Consider the following 23181-nt stretch of genomic DNA (forward strand, 5'->3'; position numbering starts at 1 on the left):
GCGCGTGTGCATTTCGAACGTTCCGTCCCAAAGCACCTGGTGACGGGGTTTTTCTGTGCACATCCGAACGCTCACCGTGCGCGACTTCCGGTCCTGGGAGCATGCCGATCTCGAATTACCCACAGGCCGAACCGTTTTCCTGGGATCGAACGGCAACGGCAAGACCAATCTGGTGGAAGCCGTGGGATATCTGTCCACACTGAGCTCACACCGGGTTTCCGGCGACGCGCCGCTGATTCGCTTGGGACAGCAGCGTTCTCGGATCGGCGCCACCGTGGTCAACGGCGGCCGCGAGTTGCGGATCGATGTGGAATTGAATCAGGGCGCTGCGAACCGGGCACAGATCAACCGGTCGCCGGTCCGCCGTCCGCGGGAGATTCTCGGCATCCTGCACACCGTGCTGTTCGCGCCGGAGGATCTGGCGCTGGTCCGGGGGGACCCGTCCGAGCGGCGCCGGTTCCTCGATGAACTGGCGACGGCACGGTTGCCCCGGCTGGCGGCGGTGCGCTCGGATTACGACCGGGTGTTGCGCCAGCGCTCGGCCCTGTTGAAAACCGCAGGCCGACAGGCTCGTTCGCGTTCCGGCGCGGCCGCCGAACTCGGCACGCTGGATGTCTGGGATGGACATCTCGCCGCGCACGGCGCCGAACTGCTGGCCCAGCGGCTGCGGCTGGTGCACGAACTCCATCCCTACCTGGAGCAGGCGTACCGGTCGATCGCGCCGGAATCGCGGACGGCGGCGATCCGCTACCGGAGCGGTTCGCTGCCCCCGGAATTCCTCGATCCACAGCGTCCTCCCCAGCCCGACGATATCGCGGCACTGGAGGCGAATATGTTGCGCGAGTTGGCATCCGCGCGGTCGAAGGAGTTGGAGCGGGGGGTCTGCCTGGTCGGACCGCATCGCGACGATCTGGATCTGATGCTCGGTTCGGCCCCCGCGAAAGGCTTTGCCAGCCACGGTGAATCGTGGTCGTTCGCACTGGCCTTGCGATTGGGCGCCTTCGAACTGCTGCGCAGCGCCGGAACCGATCCGGTGCTCCTGCTCGACGACGTATTCGCCGAACTGGATCGTCGTCGTCGCACCGCCCTCGCCGCGGTCGCCGCCGGCGCCGAGCAGGTGCTGATCACGGCCGCCGTCCCGGAGGACGTGCCGCCGGAACTCGAGGCCGATCCGATCCGGGTGGAGACCGAGGGTGCCGCCGACGCGCGGACCTCACGTATCGCGGTGCGGCAGCCGGACGGGGACGGAACCCCGTCCTGACCGTCGACCTACCGGGGCCATCGGCTGCGCATCGATTGTCGGACCGACCGACTAGCCTTGCTGCCACGCCCACCGGTGGTCGAGCGGCACCGGCAGATCGGATCACCGCAGCTGACCGGCTCGCTTCGAGCCTGCGGGCGAAGTCGGACGGAAAGGAGACGAACGTGGCCACCAACCCCGGCCCGCCGGACGATTCCGCGTCGGCTCCCGCCGGTCCCGAACCGGAACTACGCGGTGTGGATCTCGCGCGCCGGGCCTTGGAAGAGGCCCGGGCGGCCGCTCGGGCGAGCGGGAAGGCGGTCGGCCAGGGCCGCGCGTCACCGCGTAAAGGCGGGGTGCGGGCATTGCGCCGGCGCTCGGGATGGTCCGGCGCCCGACCCGACGACCGCGATCCGCAGCTGCTCGCCACCCTCGCGGGCTCGCTGGCGAAGAGCCGCGGCTGGTCCGGAAAGGTCGCGGAGGGCATGGTTTTCGGCCGTTGGGCGGCGGTGGTCGGCGACGATATCGCAGCCCACGCCGACCCGGTCTCACTCACCGACGGGGTGCTGAGCATCCAGGCCGAATCCACGGCCTGGGCCACGCAGCTGCGCCTCTTGCAGGCTCAGTTGCTGGCGAAGATCAACGCCGCCGTCGGTCAGGGGGTGGTGACCTCGCTGAAGATCAGCGGGCCGGCCGCGCCCAGTTGGCGCAAGGGGGAGCGGCATATCAAGGGCCGTGGCCCGCGCGACACCTACGGCTGATCCGCCCGGTGAGTTTCACGTGGAACGTGTGAGCGATGCGAGGTTCGCTTCGCTGGACATCGGGGAGTGGCCGCAGCTTCCCGCTGAGACTCGCGAGAGCGAGTTCGCCTATAACCGGACCCGGTGGCGACCGATTTCACGCACCCACGACGCCGTCAGGGGTGTCATAGGTGCATCCTGTGCCGGGGGTACCAGTAGGATGGAGGAGTAACTAGCGGCGATACCTTCGGCGCGTTCCGTGCAGCCCGCGCGAGGACCCGTAATTCTCGAGCAGTTCGAAATCTCGAGCAGATGCCATACGGGGCTCGTCTGTGTGCGTTGTCCGACGTCGCATCGAGGGATCAGCAAGTAAGGAGAGCTACCGAGCAGTGGCTGCCAACGACTCCAACGCAAGCGGCTCGTCCAAGGCGAAAGCGGGCAACAAGGACTACGGTGCCTCCAACATCACGGTCCTCGAGGGACTCGAGGCGGTCCGCAAACGCCCGGGTATGTACATCGGTTCCACCGGTGAGCGCGGTCTGCACCACCTGATCTGGGAGGTTGTGGACAACTCCGTCGACGAGGCGATGGCCGGTTATGCCAGCCGGGTCGATGTGACCCTGCTCGCCGACGGCGGTGTCGAGGTCGTCGACGACGGCCGCGGTATCCCGGTGGAGATGCACGCCTCCGGTGTGCCCACCATCGAGGTCGTCATGACCCAGCTGCACGCCGGCGGTAAGTTCGACTCGGACGCGTACGCCGTCTCCGGTGGTCTGCACGGTGTCGGTATCTCCGTGGTGAACGCGCTGTCGACCCGGATGGTCACCGAGATCGACCGCGACGGCTTCCACTGGACCCAGGAGTACAAGGACGCCAAGCCCGGCAAGCTCGTCAAGGGTGAGCCCACCAACCGCACCGGCACCACCCAGCGGTTCTGGGCCGACCCCGCGGTCTTCGAGACCACGACCTACAACTTCGAGACGATCGCTCGTCGGCTGCAGGAGATGGCCTTCCTGAACAAGGGCCTGACCATCACCCTCACCGACGAGCGCGTCAGCGAGGCCGAGGTCACCGACGAGGTCGTCAGCGAGACGGCCGACGCGCCCAAGCACGACGACGGCGAGTCGCAGGCGCCGGAACAGAAGGTCAAGACCCGCACCTATCACTACCCGGGCGGACTCGAAGACTTCGTCAAACACATCAACCGCACCAAGCAGCCGATCCACAACACGGTCGTCTCGTTCACCAGCAAGGGCACCGGCCACGAGCTCGAGGTCGCGATGCAGTGGAATTCGGGTTACTCCGAATCCGTCCACACCTTCGCCAACACGATCAACACCCACGAGGGTGGTACCCACGAAGAGGGCTTCCGCGCGGCGCTGACCACGGTGGTCAACAAGTACGCCAAGGACAAGAAGCTGATCAAGGAGAAGGACGGCAACCTCACCGGTGACGACATCCGTGAGGGCCTGGCCGCCATCGTCAGCGTCAAGGTCAGCGAGCCGCAGTTCGAGGGTCAGACCAAGACCAAGCTCGGCAATACCGAGGTGAAGTCGTTCGTGCAGCGCACCTGCAACGAACATCTGGCGCACTGGTTCGAGGCCAATCCGGCCGACGCCAAGACGATCGTGCAGAAGGCGGTGTCGTCGGCGCAGGCCCGCGTCGCCGCTCGCAAGGCCCGTGAGCTGGTCCGGCGCAAGAGCGCGACCGATCTGGGCGGCCTGCCGGGCAAGCTGGCCGACTGCCGGTCCAAGGATCCGAGCAAGTCCGAGATCTACATCGTCGAGGGTGACTCGGCCGGTGGTTCGGCGAAGTCCGGCCGCGATTCGATGTATCAGGCGATCCTGCCGCTGCGCGGAAAGATCATCAACGTCGAGAAGGCGCGCATCGACAAGGTCCTCAAGAACAACGAGGTCCAGTCGATCATCACCGCCTTCGGCACCGGTATCCACGACGAGTTCGACATCTCGAAGCTGCGGTATCACAAGATCGTGCTGATGGCCGACGCCGACGTCGACGGCCAGCACATCTCGACGCTGCTGCTCACCCTGCTGTTCCGCTTCATGCGGCCGCTGGTCGAGCACGGTCACGTGTATCTGGCGCAGCCGCCGCTGTACAAGCTGAAGTGGCAGCGCGCGGATCCGGAATTCGCCTACTCGGACCGTGAACGCGACGGTTTGCTGGAGGCCGGTCTGGCCGCCGGCAAGAAGATCAACAAGGACGACGGCGTCCAGCGGTACAAGGGTCTCGGCGAGATGAACGCCAAGGAGCTGTGGGAGACCACCATGGATCCCGCGGTGCGGGTGCTTCGTCAGGTGACGTTGGACGACGCGGCCGCGGCCGACGAGCTGTTCTCCGTGCTGATGGGCGAGGACGTCGAGGCGCGTCGCAGTTTCATCACCCGCAATGCCAAGGACGTTCGCTTCCTCGACGTGTAGCCGGCGCCGCGCGGCTCACCGCGCGCCCGTCCCCATGTCGAGCCCTATGCACAGGCCTTCCAAGGAGAGTTCATGACCGAGACCACGCTGCCGCCCAACGGTGGTGCGGGCGACCGGATCGAGCCGGTCGACATCCAGAACGAGATGCAGAGCAGCTACATCGATTACGCGATGAGCGTGATCGTGGGCCGCGCGCTGCCCGATGTGCGGGACGGCCTCAAGCCGGTGCACCGGCGCGTGCTCTACGCGATGTACGACAACGGCTACCGGCCCGACCGCGGCTATGTGAAGTCCGCTCGTCCGGTCGCCGAGACCATGGGTAACTACCACCCGCACGGTGACGCGTCGATCTACGACACCCTGGTGCGCATGGCGCAGCCCTGGTCGCTGCGGTATCCGCTGGTCGACGGCCAGGGCAACTTCGGTTCCCGCGGTAACGACGGCGCGGCCGCCATGCGGTACACCGAGTGCCGCCTCACCCCGCTGGCGATGGAGCTGCTCCGCGAAATCGACCACGAAACGGTCGACTTCACGCCGAACTACGACGGCCGCTCCCAGGAGCCCGTCGTTCTCCCCAGCCGGGTGCCGAACCTGTTGATGAACGGGTCCAACGGCATCGCGGTCGGTATGGCGACGAACATCCCGCCGCACAACTTGAACGAGCTGGCCGAGGCCATCTACTGGGCGCTGGACAACTATGACGCCGACGAGGAGACCACCCTCGCCGCGTGCATGGAACGGGTCAAGGGCCCGGACTTCCCGACCTACGGCCTGATCGTCGGCAGCCAGGGCATCCACGACGCCTACACCACGGGCCGCGGTTCCATCCGGATGCGCGGTGTGGTCGAGATCGAAGAGGACAATCGCGGTCGCACCACGATCGTCATCACCGAGCTGCCGTACCAGGTCAACACCGACAACTTCATCAACTCGATCGCCGAGCAGGTCAAGGACGGCAAGATCGCGGGTATCTCCGATATCCACGACGAGTCCTCCGATCGCGCGGGTATGCGGATCGTGGTCACCGTCAAGCGGGACGCCGTGGCCAAGGTGGTGCTGAACAACCTCTACAAGCACACCCAGCTGCAGACCAGCTTCGGCGCGAACATGCTGTCGATCGTCGACGGCGTGCCGCGCACGCTGCGCCTGGATCAGATGATCCGGCTCTACGTCGAACACCAGTTGGACGTCATCGTCCGGCGCACCCGCTACCTGCTGCGCAAGGCCGAGGAGCGAGCCCACATCCTGCGCGGCCTGGTCAAGGCGCTGGACATGCTCGACGAGGTCATCGCGCTGATCCGGCGGTCGGCCAACACCGATACCGCACGCACCGGCCTGATGGAGTTGCTGGAGATCGACGAGATCCAGGCGACCGCCATCCTCGATATGCAGCTGCGGCGCCTGTCGGCCCTGGAGCGGCAGAAGATCATCGACGAACTGGCCCGCATCGAGGCCGAGATCGCCGATTTGAAGGACATTCTGGAGAAGCCGGAACGGCAGCGTGCCATCGTGCGCGACGAGCTGGCCGAGATCGTCGAGAAGTACGGCGACGAGCGGCGCACGAAGATCGTCGCGGCCGACGGCGACGTGGCCGACGAGGATCTGATCGCCCGCGAGGATGTCGTCGTCACCATCACCGCGACCGGCTACGCCAAGCGCACCAAGACCGATCTGTACCGCAGCCAGAAGCGCGGTGGCAAGGGTGTGCAGGGCGCCGGCCTGAAGCAGGACGATCTGGTCAAGCACTTCTTCGTGACCTCGACCCACGACTGGCTGCTGTTCTTCACCAACCTCGGCCGGGTCTACCGCGCCAAGGCCTACGAACTGCCCGAGGCCAACCGCACCGCTCGCGGTCAGCACGTGGCCAACCTGCTGGCATTCCAGCCGGAGGAGAAGATCGCCCAGGTCATCCGGATCAAGACCTACGAGGATGCGCCGTATCTGGTCCTGGCGACCCGCAACGGTCTGGTGAAGAAGTCCAAGCTGACCGACTTCGACTCCAACCGCACCGGCGGCATCGTCGCGGTGAATCTGCGCGACGGTGACGAATTGGTCGGCGCCGCACTGTGTTCGGCGGAGGACGATCTGCTGCTGGTGTCCGCGCACGGGCAGTCCATCCGGTTCACCGCCAACGACGAGGTGTTGCGCCCGATGGGCCGCGCCACCTCGGGTGTGCAGGGCATGCGGTTCAACGCCGACGATGAGCTGTTGTCGCTCAACGTCGTTCGCGACGGCACGTATCTACTGGTCGCGACGGCGGGCGGGTACGCCAAGCGCACCGCGATCGAGGAGTACACCGCGCAGGGTCGTGGCGGTAAAGGCGTGTTGACGATTCAGTACGACCCGAAGCGTGGCAGTCTGGTCGGAGCGCTCATCGTCGACGACGATGACGAGCTCTATGCCATAACCTCCGGCGGCGGCGTCATCCGGACGGCGGCGAACCAGGTGCGCAAGGCAGGCCGGCAGACCAAGGGCGTGCGGTTGATGAACCTCGGCGAGGGCGATACGTTGCTCGCGATCGCGCGTAACGCCGATGAGCCCGACCAGGTTTCCGGTGAAGAAGAGGCCTGAGGCTCGGATTAGCGTTAGGTTCTGGAAGCGGTAGTTTCTCCACAAGCAGCGGCGCCACGACGGATCGAAGGATTCTGCATTGACCACTCCGAATCAGCCGAACGACGAGCGACACCACGCCAACGGTGTGACCGAGCGGATCGCACCGTCACCGATTCCGCCGCGGCCGGCGCCGCGGTCCGGGTCGTCGGCCGACAACGGCTCGGGTAATTCGCCCGCGAACTCCGAGCCGCAGGGCGATTCCGCGAAGTCCGGTGCCGCGGCGCCGGAGGCAGCAGAAGGTGGCGAGGGTCGTGGTGGCTCCCGCTTCGAGGAGGGATGGTCGCAGCTGCCGCAGCGGGAACCGCAGTCGAATCTGCCCCGGCCGGGCGCGGCGCCGGTGACGGGCCGCTCGAGCTCCACCGGACTCGGTGGGGGCGTGAGCAACGCCCGCACCACTACCGACCTCGCCGCCAAGGCCGCCCGCAAGGAGGCGGCCATGGTGAAGTCCGTCGGCATCGACGGACCGACTCGTAGCATTTCGCGGCCGGAGCTGATCAAGGATCTGCCCGATCTGTCGGAGCTGCGCCATCCGCTGCCGCAGGCCGAACCCGCTGCGGCACAGGCGGTTCCGATGGCGGTGCAGCCGGGCTCGGCCACCGTGTCCCCGGCCGCTCAGGCGGCGGTGGCCCAAGCGGTCAGCAGTGGGGAGCCGCTGCGCGCGACGGTCCAGGTGCGCCACATCGATCCGTGGTCGACGCTGAAGGTGTCGCTGGTGATCAGTGTCGCCATGTTCTTCGTCTGGATGCTGGCGGTCGGCTTCCTGTACATCGTGCTCTCCGGCATGGGTGTCTGGGACCGGTTGAACAGCACCTTCACCGACATGGTGAACGACAACAACTCCTCGGCGACGACGATCATCGATGCGGGCAGCGTGTTCGGATACGCGGCCGTCATCGGCCTCATCAACGTGGTGTTGTTCACCGCCCTGTCCACGGTCGGGGTGTTCATCTACAACCAGTGCACCGACCTCGTCGGCGGTGTCCAGGTGACGCTGGCCGATCCGGACTGACGATCGCGGCGAACGGCCGGCCGGGTGTTCCCGCCCGGCCGTTCGTGCTTTGTTGGGGCTTTGACCAGGCGTTTTGGAGAGCAATCGGGGGGTTGTGTAGTCTCTACCGAGTCAAGTCACGACACACCGCGAGTCGGGACGAGCACTACGGGCCTATAGCTCAGGCGGTTAGAGCGCTTCGCTGATAACGAAGAGGTCGGAGGTTCAAGTCCTCCTAGGCCCACATCCACAGACCTGGTCGTATTCCACGGCCGAGGGGGCCTTAGCTCAATTGGCAGAGCACTGCCTTTGCAAGGCAGGGGTTAGGGGTTCGATTCCCCTAGGCTCCACTTCGTTCGGCCGTCACCGCATCCGGTAGCCGATCCCGGGGGACTCATCATCACGCCGCTGTCGCCGTTACGGCCGTGGCGGCCGCACTGCCCGGAGCACAGTAGGGTGGTGGCATGAAACTTCTTCTGACGATCGGTGTAGTGGCCGCAGTTGTCTTCGCTGTCACCAAGGTTCGCAAGCGCAACGACGCGGACCTGTGGCACGAGGTGACCACGCGCTGAACCAGCGCGAGTTGCCGGGGCCTTAGCTCAATTGGCAGAGCACTGCCTTTGCAAGGCAGGGGTTAGGGGTTCGATTCCCCTAGGCTCCACTCGATGGCTCCACTCGATCGAGCAGGCCGCAGGTCGGGACCTGCGGCTGCGCTGATAGCCGACGTGCCGTGACGGCAGGTCATGGCCGCGCCAGCAGATCGATCACGGCCTGCACTTCTGCCGTGGTCGGGGTCGGTAGATTGTCGCGGCCGTGGATCAGGCCGATCCCCAGATACACCATCGCGCCCGCCCGCAGCCTCGCCTGCGCCGGGTCGAAGCCGAGGTCTAGCATCGCCGTTTGTACGGTGTGGAAGATGCGCTGATCGAGCGCTTCGACGGCCCGGGCGACGGTCTCGTCGGTGCGTGACCACTCCCGCACCGAGGCCTCGACCATCCAGTGCTTCGGGTCGACGAGCATGGCCGCCATCTGTTCGATGCGCGATTCCACCGGGATCGAGTCCAGCGCGGCCAGTGCGCGGACCGCCTCGCTCTGCCGGTCACGCCAGCGGTCGGCCATGGCCGCCATCAACTGTTCGAGATCGTCGAAATGCCAGTAGAAGCTGCCCTTGGTGACACCGAGTTCCTGGCACAGCCGTGGAATACGGATGGCTGTCACCCCCTCACGGGCGAGGAGGTCCAGCGCGCCGTCGACCCAGTCGTCGTAGGACAGCCGCGGCGTCCGGCGGCGGCTGCGGTGCTGGGCCTCGGCCTTCTTCGACAGCGGGACTCTTTCCGACGAGGACTTCGGGGGTGTCGTCTTCCGCCGGTCCGGTAGCGGAAGCTCCGCCGTCATCGCCGCGCCGTCGCACTGCCGAGATGCATGACCCGATGGTAGGGGAGCCGACCGCCGTCGGGATGCGCCCACGGCTCACCTCCCGAGAACGGACCATTCTTTCGAGTACCGTCCACCGTACTCGATGGTATGGTCGCTGCGACGGTGACGAGCGAAGTCACCGATTCGATGCTGCGATTCCGAACGGTTCGGTGAGACCATGACTCCAACCGATATTCAGAACGTCACCTGCCCCAGCGCTTTTCGCTACTGGGAGGCGAGGAATCGACCCGCGGTGCGCCGAGTGGAGTCGCTCGTGCGGAAGGTGACCGGCTCCCATCTCTTCCCCACCGACGAGCAGGCCCGCGCGCTCACCGAGGATCTGTTCGCCGGCGATCCGGTCGCCGAACGTTTCGTCGCTGAGGTGATGCGCGGTCCGGGCGGTTCGGCGGCGGGACGGCAACTGCTCGACCGGGCCCTGACCGACGGCATCGCCGCCGTACCCGAGGCGCCCGCGGCCATGCGGGAATTGTTCGCGGAATTCGAGACCGTTCCCGACTGGGTCGTCCCGGACCTCGTCGAACAGGGTGCGGCCATCTGGCGTCGGTGGGGCACCATGCTGTTCAGTTTCGCCGGCGCGGAAACCCTGGAAATGTACACCGAATCCGCCGTCGCGACCCCGTTGTCGCTGGCCGGCGGTTATGCCGGGAACAGCGCACTGCGCCGATACCTGGAGACCTGCCGATTCTGGATGGACGTCTCGCAGCCCGGTGCGCTGTTGACTCCGGGCTCGACCGGCCGGGCGACGGCATTGAAGGTTCGGGTGATGCATGTGTCGGTGCGTGCGAAGGTGGCCGAACATCCGGAATGGGACATCGACAGGTGGGGCCTGCCGATCAGTCAGACCTATCAGTTGCTGACTCTGATCGCCGGCAGCGTCACGCCGGGACTCGGGTTGTGGGCGTTGGGGTATCAGACGACGCCCGCGGAAATCCGTGCGCTGCTGCACTTTCAGAAGTACATGGGCTACCTGCTCGGGGTGCGCCTGCGGTGGCATCCGGAGACGATCGCGGATTCGCTCCGGGTCCTCGCGATGACCATCGCATCACGTTCCTACGATGCCGGCGACCACGGCGCCGAACTGATCGAGTCCTATCCGGCGGCCTTCGCGCCGCGGCCGGAACATCGCGGCCTGAGCCGGCTGCGCGCCGCCTACAACTTCCGGATCAACTCCGTGTACTCGGCGATGTACATGGCACCCCGAACCCGACGCAAATACCGGCTGCCACCGGCATTTCCGTGGCTGTTGATTCCGGTGCTGCGGTTTCCGTTGATCTCCGCCATGGAGTTCGCGCGGCGGGTACCACCGATCGGCCGGATACACGAGCGGGTGATGGTTCGGCACCGGGAGAACTGGTATCGAGCCCAGATGCAGGGCCGGGAAGCGGAATTCGACGCCGGCGGCGCACTGCGCCGGTGAGGGAAGGACCAGCCATGACCAGCACCGCTATTGTCGAGGCCTGGAACGGTCCCGGCCGCCGGGACGGCGAACTGACACCGGTCGAGCCGCACCACAACGCATTACATCCCGCGGCGAGTTCACTGGCCTTCGAACATTGGTATTTCGACGCGCATCTCGACAGCGGGCACACCGTGATCGGCTTTCTGATCAAACGCCGGCCGGAAGACTTTCCGCATGCGCGGCCCTGGGTGGAATTGATGGTCTACGAGCCGGACGGCACCCGTCGGCAGGTCGCCCGAAAGTACCCGCGTGATCGCGCGTCCTTCGCCACTCGTGCGTGCGACGTTCGGATCGGAGATAATCGCGCGCACACCGAATTTCGCGCCGGCGGGCTGCCGACCCACCACTTGCGGCTGGCCGAGGGCGGGTTGGAATTCGATCTGCGTTTCGACAACGAGCTGCCGAGCTGGATGCCCGGACAGGGAGAAACCCGTTTCGGCGGAGGTGATTCGTTCGGTTGGGTGGTCGGTGCGCCCCGGGCCAGGGTGAGCGGGACGATCCGCGTCGACAGCAGCGAATTCACCGTCACCGGGCGCGGATACGCCGATCACAACTGGGGTGTCGGCGATATGCGCAAGATCATCGAGCGCTGGCACTGGGGACGGCTGTACGTCGAGGACTATTCGCTGCTGTTCGCGGATGTGCTGACCCAGCAGCGGCGTGGTGCGCACGAGATCGCCCCGCTGATGCTGGCCCACCGCGACCGCATCGTGTTGTCGACGGGCGAGACCCGATTGACCGAGGGGCCGCCACGTTACGACGCCACCGCGGGGCGCACCTATCCCGAATGGATCGAACTGCTGGTTCCGGACCACGTCGAGTTACGGTTGACCGTGCAGCGGGTGATCCATGCCCACGATCTGCTCGACGATATTCCCGTGGTGCGATCATCGCTGGTGAAACCGTTGGCGCACAAGATGATCGGGCATCCCGGCTATTTCCGGTTCGAATCGGGCTTCGAACTGACCGTCCACGGTGGCGGTGCACCGGTCCGACGGTCCGGTATCACGCTGCACGAACTGGTCGCGCTCACCTGAGGCTTGCATGAGCCCGGCGGCGGCGCATTCACGATGCAAGTCGCCTGCAAGTGGCCGACGGCAGTGTCGGGGGCATGGACGAGGTATTCGACGTGGTTGTGGCCGGCGCCGGCCCGGTGGGGCTGATGCTGGCATGTGAATTGCGGTTGGCGGGGGTCGACGTGGTGGTCCTGGAGCGGTTGCCGGAGATCGATCGGACGCTCAAGGCCGGCGCCGTCAACGTGCCCACCGCGCAGGCCTTCGATCGGCGCGGGCTGCTGCCGCAACTGCTGGTGCGCCAGGAGGCGGCGCTGGAGCGGATGCGGGCGTTCGCCGGCGCCCCGATCGGCAGTTCGGATCGGCCGCCGATCGGCGGTCACTTCGCGGGCATCATGTTGCCGTTCGGCGTCGTCGACGTCGAGGATCCGGTCTTCGTCGACGCGGGCCCGGCCGGTCGCGCGGTCCTGGTGAATCAGCAGGGGATCGAGGAGATTCTCGGGGCCCGGGCCGCCGAACTCGGTGTGGTGGTCCGACGCGGCGTCGAACTCACCGAATTCGTCGACGATGGCCGGGGCGTCACCGTGACGTGCGGGGACGCGCGGATTCGCGGGTCCTGGCTGGTCGGGTGCGACGGCGGGCGCAGCACGGTCCGCAAACTCGCCGGGTTCGAATTTCCGGGGCTGGATCCGGAGATCACCGGCCGCCAGGCCGTGGTCGAGATGACCGGAACCGAGGGGCTGCGACCGGGATGGCACGACACCGAGCACGGTATCTACGTGTACGGACCGACCCCCGGACGCTTTCTCACCGTCGAACTCGACGGTCCGCCCGCGGACCGCGATGCGCCGATCACCGCGGACGAACTGCAGGCCGGCCTGCGCCGAGTTACGGGCGAACCGGTGCGGATCACGGCCGTTCACTCGGCGACGCGGTTCACCGACAACACGCGCCAGGTGCCCGACTACCGCCGGGGCCGAGTGCTGCTGGCCGGCGATGCGGCCCACGTCCACTCGCCCTTCGGCGGTCAGGGTCTGAATCTGGGCATCGGTGACGCCGTGAATCTCGGCTGGAAGCTGGCCGCGGTCGTCACCGGCCGGATGGGGGAGGAACTGCTCGATACCTACACCGCCGAACGGCATCCGATCGGTGCGTGGGTGCTCGACTGGACCCGCGCCCAAGTGGCCCTGATGCGGTTGGATCGCCGGAGCAAGGCCTTGCGCGCGGTGATGCGCGAGCTGCTGGGGACGACCGACGGCGCCACCACCGTCTACAAGCGGATCGCGGGGGTCCTGCATCGGTACGACCTCGGTGGCGACCATGATCTGGTCGGTGCGGTCGTCCCGGAGCGCGACCTCTCGGACGGATCGAGGGTGTCCGAACACTTCGCCGCGGGTTCCGGTGTGCTGTTCGATTTCGCCGATTCCACCGACCTGCGCGCTGCTGCTCGCCCATGGCAGGACCGGGTCCGCATCGTCACCGCGAAGCCGCTCGACCCGGTGTCGGCCTCGGCGCTGCTCGCGCGGCCCGACGGCTACGTCGCGTGGGCCGGTACCGACGATCGGCAGGGTCTCGTTCCGGCCCTGCGCCGGTGGTTCGGGGGTGCCTGAGCGGGGCGGACCGGCCGCGGGACGTGTTATATGTAACGTCGAGTAGCGGCAACAATGGCGGGCTGACTACCATCGGGGCTGTTGTTCGGAGGGCGTCGGCGTGGTTCGGCGTGGCCGTGGGTCACCCGCGGCGGGATATGGGAGGAAGTCGTCGGTGGTCGCCTTCGTCGCTGATCTGCCGCGCGCCGCGCGCAATATCTGGGCGGTGTCGTTCGGCGACGGCATCGAGCCCTATCGTCCGGCGCCGTCCACGCCGATCAGCGAGGAACCACACAATCGACTGCTCCGCTACGACCGCGCCGAGCCCGGGACCGGCAATCCGGTCCTGCTGGTGCCACCGCTGGCGGTGACCCCGGCATGTTTCGACCTGCGCGACGGACAGAGTCTGGTGCGGTATCTGCTCGGAATCGGCAAGCAGCCGTACGTGATCGATTACGGCGATTTCGATTACGGCGACCGGCATCTCGGCCTCGAACACTGGACGCACGGCATCGTGCCGGACGCCGTCCGGCGGGTCGCGGCCGAACACGGCCGACCGGTGGACGTGATCGGCTGGTCGCTCGGCGGCGCACTGGCGATGATCGCCGCAGCGGCCGCGGCCGATCTGCCGATCGCCTCGGTGACCGGCCTCGCCACACCGTTCGATCAGCGCCGCACCCCCTTCCTGGTGCCGGTGCGGATGGCGGGACGAGTGACCGGCGGTCGTGGCATCGCGATGGCGACCCGGCTGCTCGGCGGCGCACCGCGCGAATTGGTCCGCCTGGGGTTCCGGCTGCAGGCCTTCGATCGGGAGCTGACCAGGCCGCTGTTCATCGCCCGGCACGCCGCCGACACCGAGGCGCTGGCCCGGATGGAAGCGGTGGACCGGTTCATGGCGACGATGCCGGGCTACCCCGGCCGGTCGCTGTGGCAGATCTACCGCAGCCTGATCCTGCGAAACGAGTTGGCCGACGGGGTGATTCGACTGCGATCGGATCTGGTGGTGGAGCTGTCGAAGCTGACCTGCCGGGTCCTGCTGATCGGCAGCCGGACCGATATGTTGGTGCCGGCTCGATCGACCCGCCGTGGCGTGGAGTTGCTGACCGGTGCGGCCGAGGTGCGGTTCGTCGAGGTGAGCGGTGGGCATCTCGGGCTCATGGTCGGGCCGAACGCCGCCGACTCGACCTGGCCCGCCATCGGCGAATTCTTGGGCGAGTAGCGGTTTCGCTCAGATCAGACCGAGTTCGCGAGCCCGCGCGATGGCGTCGGCGCGGGAGCCGCTGCCGAGTTTGTGATAGATCCCGCGCAGATGTGTTTTGACGGTGTTCACCGAAACACCCATACCCTCGGCGATATTCAGTGTGGTCATGCCCGAGGGCAATTGGCGCAATACCGAGATCTCGGTTTCGGTCAGTCCCGGATTGTGCGTCTCGGCGCGGGCCAGCGGATGCGCACGGATCACCTCGACCAGCCGGTCGAGGTGGCCGAAACGCCCGACCGATCCGTCCAGCAGGGCGACGATGCCGGGAACATCCAGGAAGGGACGGATGATCCGGTCCTCGGCCGCACAGCTCAGCGCTTGCGTCAGGGCCTCGTAGGCCTTGACCGGCCGGTCCAATTGCGCGCTCGCCGAGGCATAGACCAACCAGCCGGTGATCGCGGCGAGCGGTGTGAGCCGGTGCGAGCGGCGCAGTAGTGGCTGCACCAGATCCACTGTGGTAGAAGCCGTTTGCGCGTACTCGGACAGCAGCGCCTGCGCAAGCACGACCTCCGGCGTGCGACCGAGCACGGCAATCGCCCGTTCGACCAGGCTCTGCGCGGCAACCCGGGCTTGGATGCGCAGCAGCGCCGATACGGTATGGAGAACCAGATAGGCCGACGAGGGGGAGGGCGCGGGCTCGCTCAGCACCTCCAGTACCTGGATGCGGGCGGCATCCGCCGCGCGGAACCGGTCACCGGCGGAATCGAATTCGAGGATGCGCACCACGGCGAGCGTCTGCCGGTCGGCCATGGGTGTGGGGGCCAGACCCTCGAATACGGCCGGCGGAAGCTGGATCGCGTGCGGGTCCACCGGATCACCCTGCAGGTAGCGGCCGTAGGCGACGATCGCTCGCGCGTAGGTGACCGCGGGATGGCTTCGCAGCCCGTACTTTCCGGCCAGCTCGACAGCGTGTTCGGCGCGTCCGCACATCACCGTGAGGTGTCCGTCGAGGCCCGCGCACAGGGCCGCTCGAGTGGCCGCCGGGAGCAGCAGGCGGCCCAGGCCGGCCTGCTCGGCGAGGGAGAACGCCTGCCACAGACCGGATTCGGCCCGGGTGAGCTCGCCGCGATACAGATGGGCGGTCGCCAACTGCAGCACGATGTAGCAGTCCAGATCGGGGTGACCGGTGGGAGTGGTCGTGGTCAGCGCCGATGCGGCCGGTTCCGTGCCGGACACCACGGCGACGTCGACGGCGACGGCCTCGCGCAGGGCGGTCAACCAGGCTGCCGGCACCAGCGCCGAGGCCGAATACGGTTCGGCCAGTAGCCGATCCAGGTAGGCCGTGCAGGCGGCGATATCGGCTCGGTCGGCGGCCTCGGCGATCCGCAGCAACTGGACGAACTGATCGTCGGCCAGTTCACCGATCTCGTCCAGCCGGGCCAGCAGGGAGGGGCCGTCACCGGAGAACACCAGCCGAGGTCCGTTCTCCCGCAGAAACCGGGTCAACCGCGGATGCCCGGACTCGGCGAGGACGTGATGCAATGCGGCCGAGGGCATTCGGTTGTCGAGAAGCCATTGGGCACAGCTGCGGTGGATCCGCCGCATCCGGTCCGGAACCGAGCGGGTGGCCTCGGCCAGCAGATAGGCGCGCAGCATCGGATGGTAGCTGTGCCACAGCTCGCCGTCGCGGGCCACGCACTTGATCGGCAGGTTGTTGCGCAGCAGGAAATCCATTGTGGCGGCAGCCGATTCGCCGACCAGCTCGGTGGCCAACGGCACGGTGAATTCTTCGGGTACGGCGGTGGCGAGCAGGAAGTGCAGCGCATCCCCGGGCAGGGCCGCCAGGAGTTCACCGACCAGGAAATCGCTGATCGCATGCGGTGCGCGGGCCAACGCCGCCACCGCGGTCACCCGATCCTCGGAGTTGGCCGCCAGATAGATTGCCGCGATGCGTACCAATGCGGCCCAGCCGCAGGTCAGCTGGTGCACGCCGGCGACCTCGGCGGGGGTGGGACGCAGATCGTGTTGATCCAGCAGGCGGGCGGTGAGGTCCTCGTCGAGGGCAAGGTCGTGCGCGCTCAACCGGGTGAGGCGGCCGCTCAATTCCATCCCGTGCCAGCGCATCGGCGGGTCGAACCGGCCGGTCACGATGGTGGTCAGCGTCGGCGGGGCGTTCTCGACGAGATATTCCAGTCCGGCCAGTGCCAGCGGGTCGGTCAGCAGATGGGCATCGTCGAGCACCAGAACCGCCGGCTCCGCACGGGCGGTCAGCAGGTCCACCAGTTCCGCCGGTTCGGCCAGTGGCGCGGTGAGATCGGAAGCGGTGGCCGGTTCACCGGGAAATCCGAGTACGCCGGCGATCGCGCGCCACAGCTCGGCGGATTCGCCCCGGCGTCCCGTGAAGGTCAGCCAGCCGATCCGGTATTCGGGATGGCGACGGGCGTGCCGGGTCAGCCAGTCGGTGGCGAGGACGGTCTTGCCGGTCCCGGCGGGCGCACAGATCAGCACCGTGGCGGCGCCGGCGGCCGCGGCCTCGTCGATGCGGGAATGAGCGGCGGGTATGGAGAGCGGTCGGAAGGAGAGCCGCGGCACGCCGAGCTGGAGGCCACTGCGCACGGTGGCAACATTCGAGTTATCGAAAATCGACCGGTAAGTTCTGGGTGAAGCATTCAAAGCGCCTCCCGGAGCTGCGCCTTCATCAAAGGCAGGAGCGGCGAAGCCTTGCTATCTCCAATTTGAAACGTACACCACCAATTTGCCGAAATTCGGGCAAAAGTGAATTCCGTCTCAGTATCGAAACCGTCTCGGGCGACCCGATGCACCCGCAGCGGATATCCAGCGGATACCCCGGCGTGGGCACTAATGTCAGCCCCGATAACCGTTGGCGCGCGCTCGAGGCGGCGAGGTGGAACCGATGCGATCCCGACGAGATCGAGCACCGCGGGGTGAAACGGCGGCTCCGCCACCCGCCTCCGGGGGGACCTGGTCACTGCCGCGGGGTCTGATCGTGGTGCTGTCGGCCGCCGGCGCCGTGGTGGCCATCGCGGGTATGAAGGCATTCTCCGGTGTGCTGGGGCCGACCTTTCTGGCACTGATGTTGACAATGGCCGTCCAGCCCGTGCAGACCTGGGCGCAGCGGCGCGGGTGGCGGCCGTGGATCGGCATGGTCGCCGCACTTCTCCTCGTGGTGCTGATCCTGCTCGGCCTGCTCGGCTCGCTGGTGCTCTCGGTCGCGCAGCTGGCCTCCGAGTTGCCCAAGTACTCCGAGAAACTCAACGATCTGCTCGCCGGGGTGCGGAGCACGCTGGCCGACGCGGGGGTCGACACCGAGCAGATCCACAACGCGCTCAGTGGCGTGGACGTGGGCAAAGTGGTGGACGTGCTGTCGGCGGCCCTGAGCAATGCCCTCGGCATCTTCTCGAATCTTTTCTTCGTGCTCGCGTTGCTGTTGTTCATGGCGATCGACGGCATGATGATCGACCGCAAACTCGCAGTGGTGGCGCAGGCCCGGCCGGAGATCGCGTATGCGCTGACCGTATTCGCCCGTGGCACCCGCAAATATCTGGTCGTCTCCACGGTTTTCGGCCTGATCGTCGCGGTGTTCGACGGTGGCGCGCTGTGGCTGATGGGGGTGCCGCTGCCGGTGCTGTGGGCGCTGCTGTCGTTCATCACCAACTACATCCCGAATATCGGTTTCGTTATCGGGCTGGTTCCACCGGCGCTACTGGCTTTGCTGGACAGCGGGCCGATGCTGATGATCTGGGTGATCGTCGCGTACTCGGTGATCAATTTCGTGATTCAGTCGATCATCCAGCCCAAATTCGTGGGCGATGCGGTCGGGCTCAGTGTCACGGTGACCTTTCTGTCGTTGGTGTTCTGGTCGTGGGTCCTGGGCGCGCTGGGCGCCCTGCTGGCGATTCCGTTGACCCTGCTGATGAAGGCACTACTCCTCGACATCGACCCCAGCACCCGGTGGGTCGGCGTATTGATCAGCGATCACGCACCCGGACCGGACGAGACGGTCGGCGCCACCGACGACGCCCGGCGGCTGCAGCCGGGGTGAGGCCCACCGGCTGTCGCCGGGGTGAGGCCCGGCGAGGCGGCGCGCGGCTCACCCTCCACGGGTGAAGCCGACCTCCGGCACCCCGGGCACAGTCGGGGCAAGACCCTCGGCTGCGAAGGAGTTCGTCATGACAACAACCCCGCAGGAGCACCCCGTCCGGCAGGGTATCGCCGCCGGAACCTCGATCGGGGCAGCGATTCTGCTGATCACGGTCGGTGTTCTGTCGATCCTGGAAGGTATTTCGGCGGTCGCGAACGACAAGCTGTTCGTCGCGGGCATCGACTACGTCTACGAGTTCGACACCACCACCTGGGGGTGGATCCACATCGTGCTGGGCATCCTGCTCGTGGTCTCGGCCCTCGGGCTGATGGCGGGAACGACCTGGGGGCGCATCGTGGCGATCGTGCTGGCCGCGTTGTCGATCCTGGGAAATTTCCTGTGGCTGCCGTACTACCCGGCGTGGTCGATTCTGGTGATCGCGCTGAATGTGGTGGTGATCTGGGCGATCGCGACCTGGCAGCCCGGACTGGACCGGTAGTACCCAGGCAGGGGTCGGCAGCGGTCGGGTTCCACGTGGAACCCGACCGTTCGCGCGTGCGATCCGGACACGGACTGTGACAAATCACCACCGGGAGGTCGGAGCGGGGCCGGATCCGTATCGTCGAACCATGGCCTCCCCGGAGCTGTCGAAGCTGGTTCAGTCGGTTGTCGAGCCCTATTTACTGGACGGGCCGCGGCGCTACAACCGGGACGAGGTGGCGGAACTCTCCGGCGTGCCCGCGGATCTGTCACGGCGGCTGTGGGTTTCGCTCGGCTTTCCCGCCCATGCCGACGACGCCGCCGTCGAATACACCGACGGCGATGTGAACGCGGTCCGCAATTTCAAAAGTCTCGATGCCCTCGCCGAGGCCGATGTGCGCCGGCAGCAGGCCGCCGCCCGAACCCTGGGGCAGTCGATGGCGCGGCTGGCGGAATGGCAGGTGGATCTGGTCGCCGAGGAGATCGCCGACCGCATTCGATCGATCACGGCCGGCGATCCGACGGTGGACGAGGAGGCCGTCGCCCGCGAGGCCACCGCGGAGGTCGTGTCGGCGCTCCAGCAATTGCAGGCCTATGCGTGGCGGCGTCATCTGGCCGCGGCACTCGCCCGGTCGCTGGCCGGGGACGGAACCGGAGAAACGTTGCGGGAGTTGGCCGTCGGCTTCGCCGATATGGTCGGCTACACCCGGCTCACCCGGCATCTCGAGGCCGATGAACTCGACGATCTGCTGGAGTCCTTCGAATCGATCACGACCGAGGCGATCACCGCCAACGGCGGCTGGGTGATCAAGAACGTCGGTGACGAAGTGATGTTCGCGGCGGAATCGTCGGTCGCGGGGGCGCGAATCGCACTGGCCATCCAGGAAGCCACGTTTCGGGCCGGCACCACACCGGAACTGCGGGTCGGCCTCGCTTACGGCCAGGTATTGCAGCGCTTCGGTGATCTCTACGGCTCGGTGGTGAACACCGCGGCCCGGCTGACCGGCGTCGCGCGACCCGGCACCGTACTGGTGGACGACGGTGTGGCAACACAATTGGCGGACGAACCGGAGTTCGCCCTGCGGCATCTGCGCAGCGTTCGAGTCCGCGGGATCAACCGGTTGCGCTCGCATGTGCTGCGGCGCAACGGGCGTAGCGGTTAGCCCGCGGGCGTAGCGGGCGGGAAAGTCCCGGGAATAGGAAGCGGGCCTCGGCGAAGGGGGGGAGTTAGCCGAGGCCCGCGTAGGGTCGGCCCGGGGGGGAGGGGCCGACGTGAATGATCCTACGCGACGATTCTCGATTGTGTCTGCATGAGGGGCGCTAGTTTCCGAATTTTTTTCTCTGGCGTGTTGCGGGGTCGGCCGAACGCTTCGCGTGAGGCCCGATAGTGCATGCCGCAGTAGATGTGAATGTTGTTGTATAGCAACGTATTACCGTAGTTCCAGGTGAAACTACAGGTCTTCGTCGCCCTTGCCGGCCCTGCGCGTGGTCGGTAGCTCTGTCGGCGCGGTAACGCACAACGGTGGGCGTTTTCACATGCTGCGGCCGGTCCGAGGTGCGGTGAGTAGCCCGACCGGGCGGAGTCGGGTAGCGCACTACTCGGGACCGCGCGGACGCGGTAGGGGAGTATCGAAGCCGGTCGCATCCCGCCGGCACCCCCGAGCACCGCCGGATCACGGGATGCGGCCTCTTCTCCCCCGAAGCCTTCTTCCCCCGAAGGCGCACCTGTCCGTTTTGCGGTTATTCGGATGAAACTTGTCGGTGGTGTGGGCAATACTGCACGGCAGTAGCGAACCTCACATCCACATCGAACGGCAGGGGAAAAGCATGCCCGACGCCATCATTGCCGAGGGTTTGGTCAAGAAGTACGGACGGCTCGTCGCCCTCGACGGTCTGGACCTACGGGTTCCGGAGGGAACGGTGACCGCACTACTCGGGCCGAACGGCGCCGGGAAGACCACGACCGTTCGGGTGCTGACCACGCTGCTCACCCCCGACGCCGGGCGAGCGACGGTCGCCGGAATCGACGTGTTGCGCGAGCCGCAGCGGCTGCGGGCCCATATCGGCGCCTCGGGACAGTACGCGGCCGTCGACGAATACCTCACCGGCTTCGAGAATCTGGAGATGGTCGGCCGGCTGTACCACCTCGGGATCCAGCGCAGTAAACAACGGGCCCGGGAACTGCTCGAACGCTTCCGGCTCGCCGAGGCGGCGGACCGTCCGGTGCGCGGTTACTCCGGTGGTATGCGCAGGCGGCTCGATCTGGCCGGGGCGCTGGTCGCCAACCCACCGGTGCTGTTCCTCGACGAGCCGACCACCGGGCTGGACCCGCGGGCCCGGCTCGATCTGTGGGACGTCATCGAGGAGCTGGTGGCGGGCGGCACCACCCTGCTGTTGACCACCCAGTACATGGAGGAGGCCGATCGGCTGGCCGACGCGATCGCGGTGATCGACCACGGCACGGTGATCGCCCGCGGCACCGCCGACGAGTTGAAGGCCATGGTGGGCGGCGATCGCATCGAGCTCACGGTCGAACACGTCGACAGTCTCGCGGCCGCCCAGCAGGCGCTGACCGGCCTCGCCGTCGGCGACATCCACCTGGAACCCGGCCTGCGGCGGATCACCATTCCGGTGGACGACGGATCCCAGGCGTTGGTCGACACCATCGAACGATTGTCCGCGCACCGCATTCGCATCCAGGACGTCGGGCTGCGCCGGCCCTCTCTCGACGACGTCTTCCTCACTCTGACCGGGCACGAGGCCGAGGACTCCATCGATCCGGCCGATGCCGCCGAAAAGCTGGAACAAGCCACGGAAGGAACCCGCAGATGACCACCACCGCGGTGACCGACACCCGTCGGCCGTCGATGGCCGAGCGCGCGGCCATCGTGGTCGGCGACAGCATCACCATCGCCAAGCGCAATGTCATCAAGATCAAACGCGTGCCCGACGTGCTGATCTTCTCGACCCTGTCGCCGATCATGTTCGTGCTGCTGTTCGCGTACATCTTCGGTTCGGCGATCACCGTGCAGGGCACCTCGTACCGGGAATTCCTGATCGCCGGCATCTTCGCGCAGACCTCGGTCTTCGGGGCCACGTTCACCGGAACCAGCTTGGCCGAGGATATGCAGCGCGGCATCATCGACCGGTTCCGTTCGCTGCCGATGGCGCCGTCCGCGGTGCTGGTCGGGCGCACGGTCGCCGATGTGGTCATCAATGTGGTCAGCCTGGTGGTGATGTCGCTGACCGGATTGATCGTCGGGTGGCGCATCCACGGATCCTTCTTGGAGACCGTGCTGGCCTATGTGCTGCTGTTGCTGTTCGCCTACGCGATTTCCTGGATCATGGCGGTGGTGGGTTTGCTGGTGCGCGCACCGGAGGTGTTCAACAACGCCAGCTTCATGGTGATCTTCCCGCTCACCTTCATCGCCAACACCTTCGTCCCCAGTGACGTGCTGCCCACGCCCCTGCGGGTGATCGCGGAATGGAATCCGGTCTCGGCGGTGACCCAGGCGACCCGCGACCTGTTCGGTAATACCGGCCCCACCAATCCCACTCCTGATGTGTGGTCGCTCCAGCATCCGGTCGCGACGACCCTGATCTGGGTGGTGGCGATCCTGGTGATCTTCGTGCCGTTGGCGCTGCGGCAGTTCAAGCGGTCGGTGAGCCGGTGAGCCGCTCGCCTCACCTGGCGTTACTGCGGACCGCGGGGGGCTGTGACAGCATGGACGCATGCAGTTGGGGAGTTCCCGGAAATCCGGTCGGTTGCGCAATCGGCTCATCGCCGCGGGCTTGGCCGCGGTCGCGGGTGGTGCCGCGTGGGCGGCCGCCTCGCGCCGCCCGCAGCTGCCGCAACCGGCCGCCGAGCCGCCGCGGCTGGG

At 66.9% G+C, this 23181-nt stretch carries 17 protein-coding genes and 3 tRNA genes; 18 read left to right on the forward strand and 2 right to left on the reverse strand.

Annotated elements, in window-relative coordinates; translation table 11 throughout:
* The first annotated feature begins 55 nt into the window (after nucleotides 1-55).
* The 9 genes from recF (at nucleotide 56) to ON37_RS26415 (ending at nucleotide 8680) form a co-directional block, all read left to right on the forward strand.
* The gene (recF, locus tag ON37_RS26380; RefSeq protein ID WP_040723082.1) at nucleotides 56-1261 is read left to right on the forward strand and encodes a DNA replication/repair protein RecF; all 1206 of its coding nucleotides are present in this window, start codon (nucleotides 56-58) and stop codon (nucleotides 1259-1261) included.
* Nucleotides 1262-1425: 164 nt separating this feature from the next.
* Nucleotides 1426-2001 (forward strand): DUF721 family protein, encoded by a 576-nt coding sequence (locus tag ON37_RS26385; RefSeq protein WP_040723084.1) that lies wholly within the window; start codon nucleotides 1426-1428, stop codon nucleotides 1999-2001.
* Nucleotides 2002-2369: 368 nt separating this feature from the next.
* Nucleotides 2370-4418: a DNA topoisomerase (ATP-hydrolyzing) subunit B gene (gene gyrB, locus ON37_RS26390; RefSeq protein WP_040723085.1), complete on the forward strand. Its 2049-nt coding sequence runs from the start codon at nucleotides 2370-2372 to the stop codon at nucleotides 4416-4418.
* Nucleotides 4419-4490: 72 nt separating this feature from the next.
* Nucleotides 4491-6989 (forward strand): DNA gyrase subunit A, encoded by a 2499-nt coding sequence (gyrA, locus tag ON37_RS26395; RefSeq protein WP_040723086.1) that lies wholly within the window; start codon nucleotides 4491-4493, stop codon nucleotides 6987-6989.
* 79 nt (nucleotides 6990-7068) lie between these two features.
* Complete coding sequence (locus ON37_RS26400) at nucleotides 7069-8040, forward strand: DUF3566 domain-containing protein (protein ID WP_040723087.1); 972 nt, start codon at nucleotides 7069-7071, stop codon at nucleotides 8038-8040.
* Nucleotides 8041-8189: 149 nt separating this feature from the next.
* A tRNA-Ile gene (locus tag ON37_RS26405) sits at nucleotides 8190-8263 on the forward strand.
* Between the two features lie 33 nt (nucleotides 8264-8296).
* A tRNA-Ala gene (locus ON37_RS26410) sits at nucleotides 8297-8369 on the forward strand.
* Between the two features lie 114 nt (nucleotides 8370-8483).
* Complete coding sequence (locus ON37_RS33900) at nucleotides 8484-8591, forward strand: DLW-39 family protein (RefSeq protein ID WP_210741223.1); 108 nt, start codon at nucleotides 8484-8486, stop codon at nucleotides 8589-8591.
* A gap of 16 nt (nucleotides 8592-8607) precedes the next feature.
* Nucleotides 8608-8680 (forward strand) — tRNA-Ala (locus tag ON37_RS26415).
* Between the two features lie 80 nt (nucleotides 8681-8760).
* Here the strand turns inward: ON37_RS26415 and ON37_RS26420 are convergent.
* The gene (locus ON37_RS26420) at nucleotides 8761-9414 is read right to left on the reverse strand and encodes a TetR/AcrR family transcriptional regulator (RefSeq protein ID WP_051032070.1); all 654 of its coding nucleotides are present in this window, start codon (nucleotides 9412-9414) and stop codon (nucleotides 8761-8763) included.
* A gap of 199 nt (nucleotides 9415-9613) precedes the next feature.
* Here ON37_RS26420 and ON37_RS26425 point away from each other — a divergent pair, with 199 nt between their 5' ends.
* The 4 genes from ON37_RS26425 (at nucleotide 9614) to ON37_RS26440 (ending at nucleotide 14736) form a co-directional block, all read left to right on the forward strand.
* Entirely contained in the window at nucleotides 9614-10873 is a 1260-nt protein-coding gene (locus ON37_RS26425) for an oxygenase MpaB family protein (protein WP_040723088.1), read from the forward strand.
* A gap of 14 nt (nucleotides 10874-10887) precedes the next feature.
* Nucleotides 10888-11952, forward strand: a complete 1065-nt coding sequence (locus tag ON37_RS26430; RefSeq protein WP_051032071.1) for a lipocalin-like domain-containing protein — start codon at nucleotides 10888-10890, stop codon at nucleotides 11950-11952.
* Between the two features lie 74 nt (nucleotides 11953-12026).
* Nucleotides 12027-13538, forward strand: coding sequence for an FAD-dependent monooxygenase (locus ON37_RS26435; RefSeq protein WP_085997403.1), 1512 nt, complete (start codon nucleotides 12027-12029; stop codon nucleotides 13536-13538).
* Between the two features lie 154 nt (nucleotides 13539-13692).
* Nucleotides 13693-14736 (forward strand): alpha/beta fold hydrolase, encoded by a 1044-nt coding sequence (locus tag ON37_RS26440; RefSeq protein ID WP_051032072.1) that lies wholly within the window; start codon nucleotides 13693-13695, stop codon nucleotides 14734-14736.
* A gap of 9 nt (nucleotides 14737-14745) precedes the next feature.
* On the opposite strand, the gene ON37_RS26445 is transcribed toward ON37_RS26440, so the two are convergent.
* Nucleotides 14746-17334, reverse strand: a complete 2589-nt coding sequence (locus ON37_RS26445; protein WP_040723093.1) for a winged helix-turn-helix domain-containing protein — start codon at nucleotides 17332-17334, stop codon at nucleotides 14746-14748.
* Between the two features lie 298 nt (nucleotides 17335-17632).
* Here ON37_RS26445 and ON37_RS26450 point away from each other — a divergent pair, with 298 nt between their 5' ends.
* The 5 genes from ON37_RS26450 (at nucleotide 17633) to ON37_RS26470 (ending at nucleotide 22974) form a co-directional block, all read left to right on the forward strand.
* Nucleotides 17633-18781 carry an AI-2E family transporter gene (locus tag ON37_RS26450; protein ID WP_051032075.1) on the forward strand — a complete coding sequence of 383 codons (1149 nt, stop codon included), beginning with the start codon at nucleotides 17633-17635 and terminating at the stop codon, nucleotides 18779-18781.
* A 127-nt stretch (nucleotides 18782-18908) separates the two neighbouring features.
* The gene (locus ON37_RS26455) at nucleotides 18909-19319 is read left to right on the forward strand and encodes a DUF7144 family membrane protein (protein WP_040723094.1); all 411 of its coding nucleotides are present in this window, start codon (nucleotides 18909-18911) and stop codon (nucleotides 19317-19319) included.
* Between the two features lie 130 nt (nucleotides 19320-19449).
* On the forward strand, nucleotides 19450-20463 hold the full coding sequence (locus ON37_RS26460; RefSeq protein WP_040723097.1) for an adenylate/guanylate cyclase domain-containing protein: 1014 nt from the start codon (nucleotides 19450-19452) through the stop codon (nucleotides 20461-20463).
* 664 nt (nucleotides 20464-21127) lie between these two features.
* Complete coding sequence (locus ON37_RS26465; RefSeq protein WP_040723098.1) at nucleotides 21128-22132, forward strand: daunorubicin resistance protein DrrA family ABC transporter ATP-binding protein; 1005 nt, start codon at nucleotides 21128-21130, stop codon at nucleotides 22130-22132.
* A 35-nt stretch (nucleotides 22133-22167) separates the two neighbouring features.
* Nucleotides 22168-22974 carry an ABC transporter permease gene (locus ON37_RS26470; protein ID WP_040723116.1) on the forward strand — a complete coding sequence of 269 codons (807 nt, stop codon included), beginning with the start codon at nucleotides 22168-22170 and terminating at the stop codon, nucleotides 22972-22974.
* Nucleotides 22975-23181: the final 207 nt, after the last annotated feature.

Source organism: Nocardia veterana NBRC 100344 (assembly GCF_000308855.1).
Taxonomy (GTDB): Bacteria; Actinomycetota; Actinomycetes; order Mycobacteriales; family Mycobacteriaceae; genus Nocardia; species Nocardia veterana.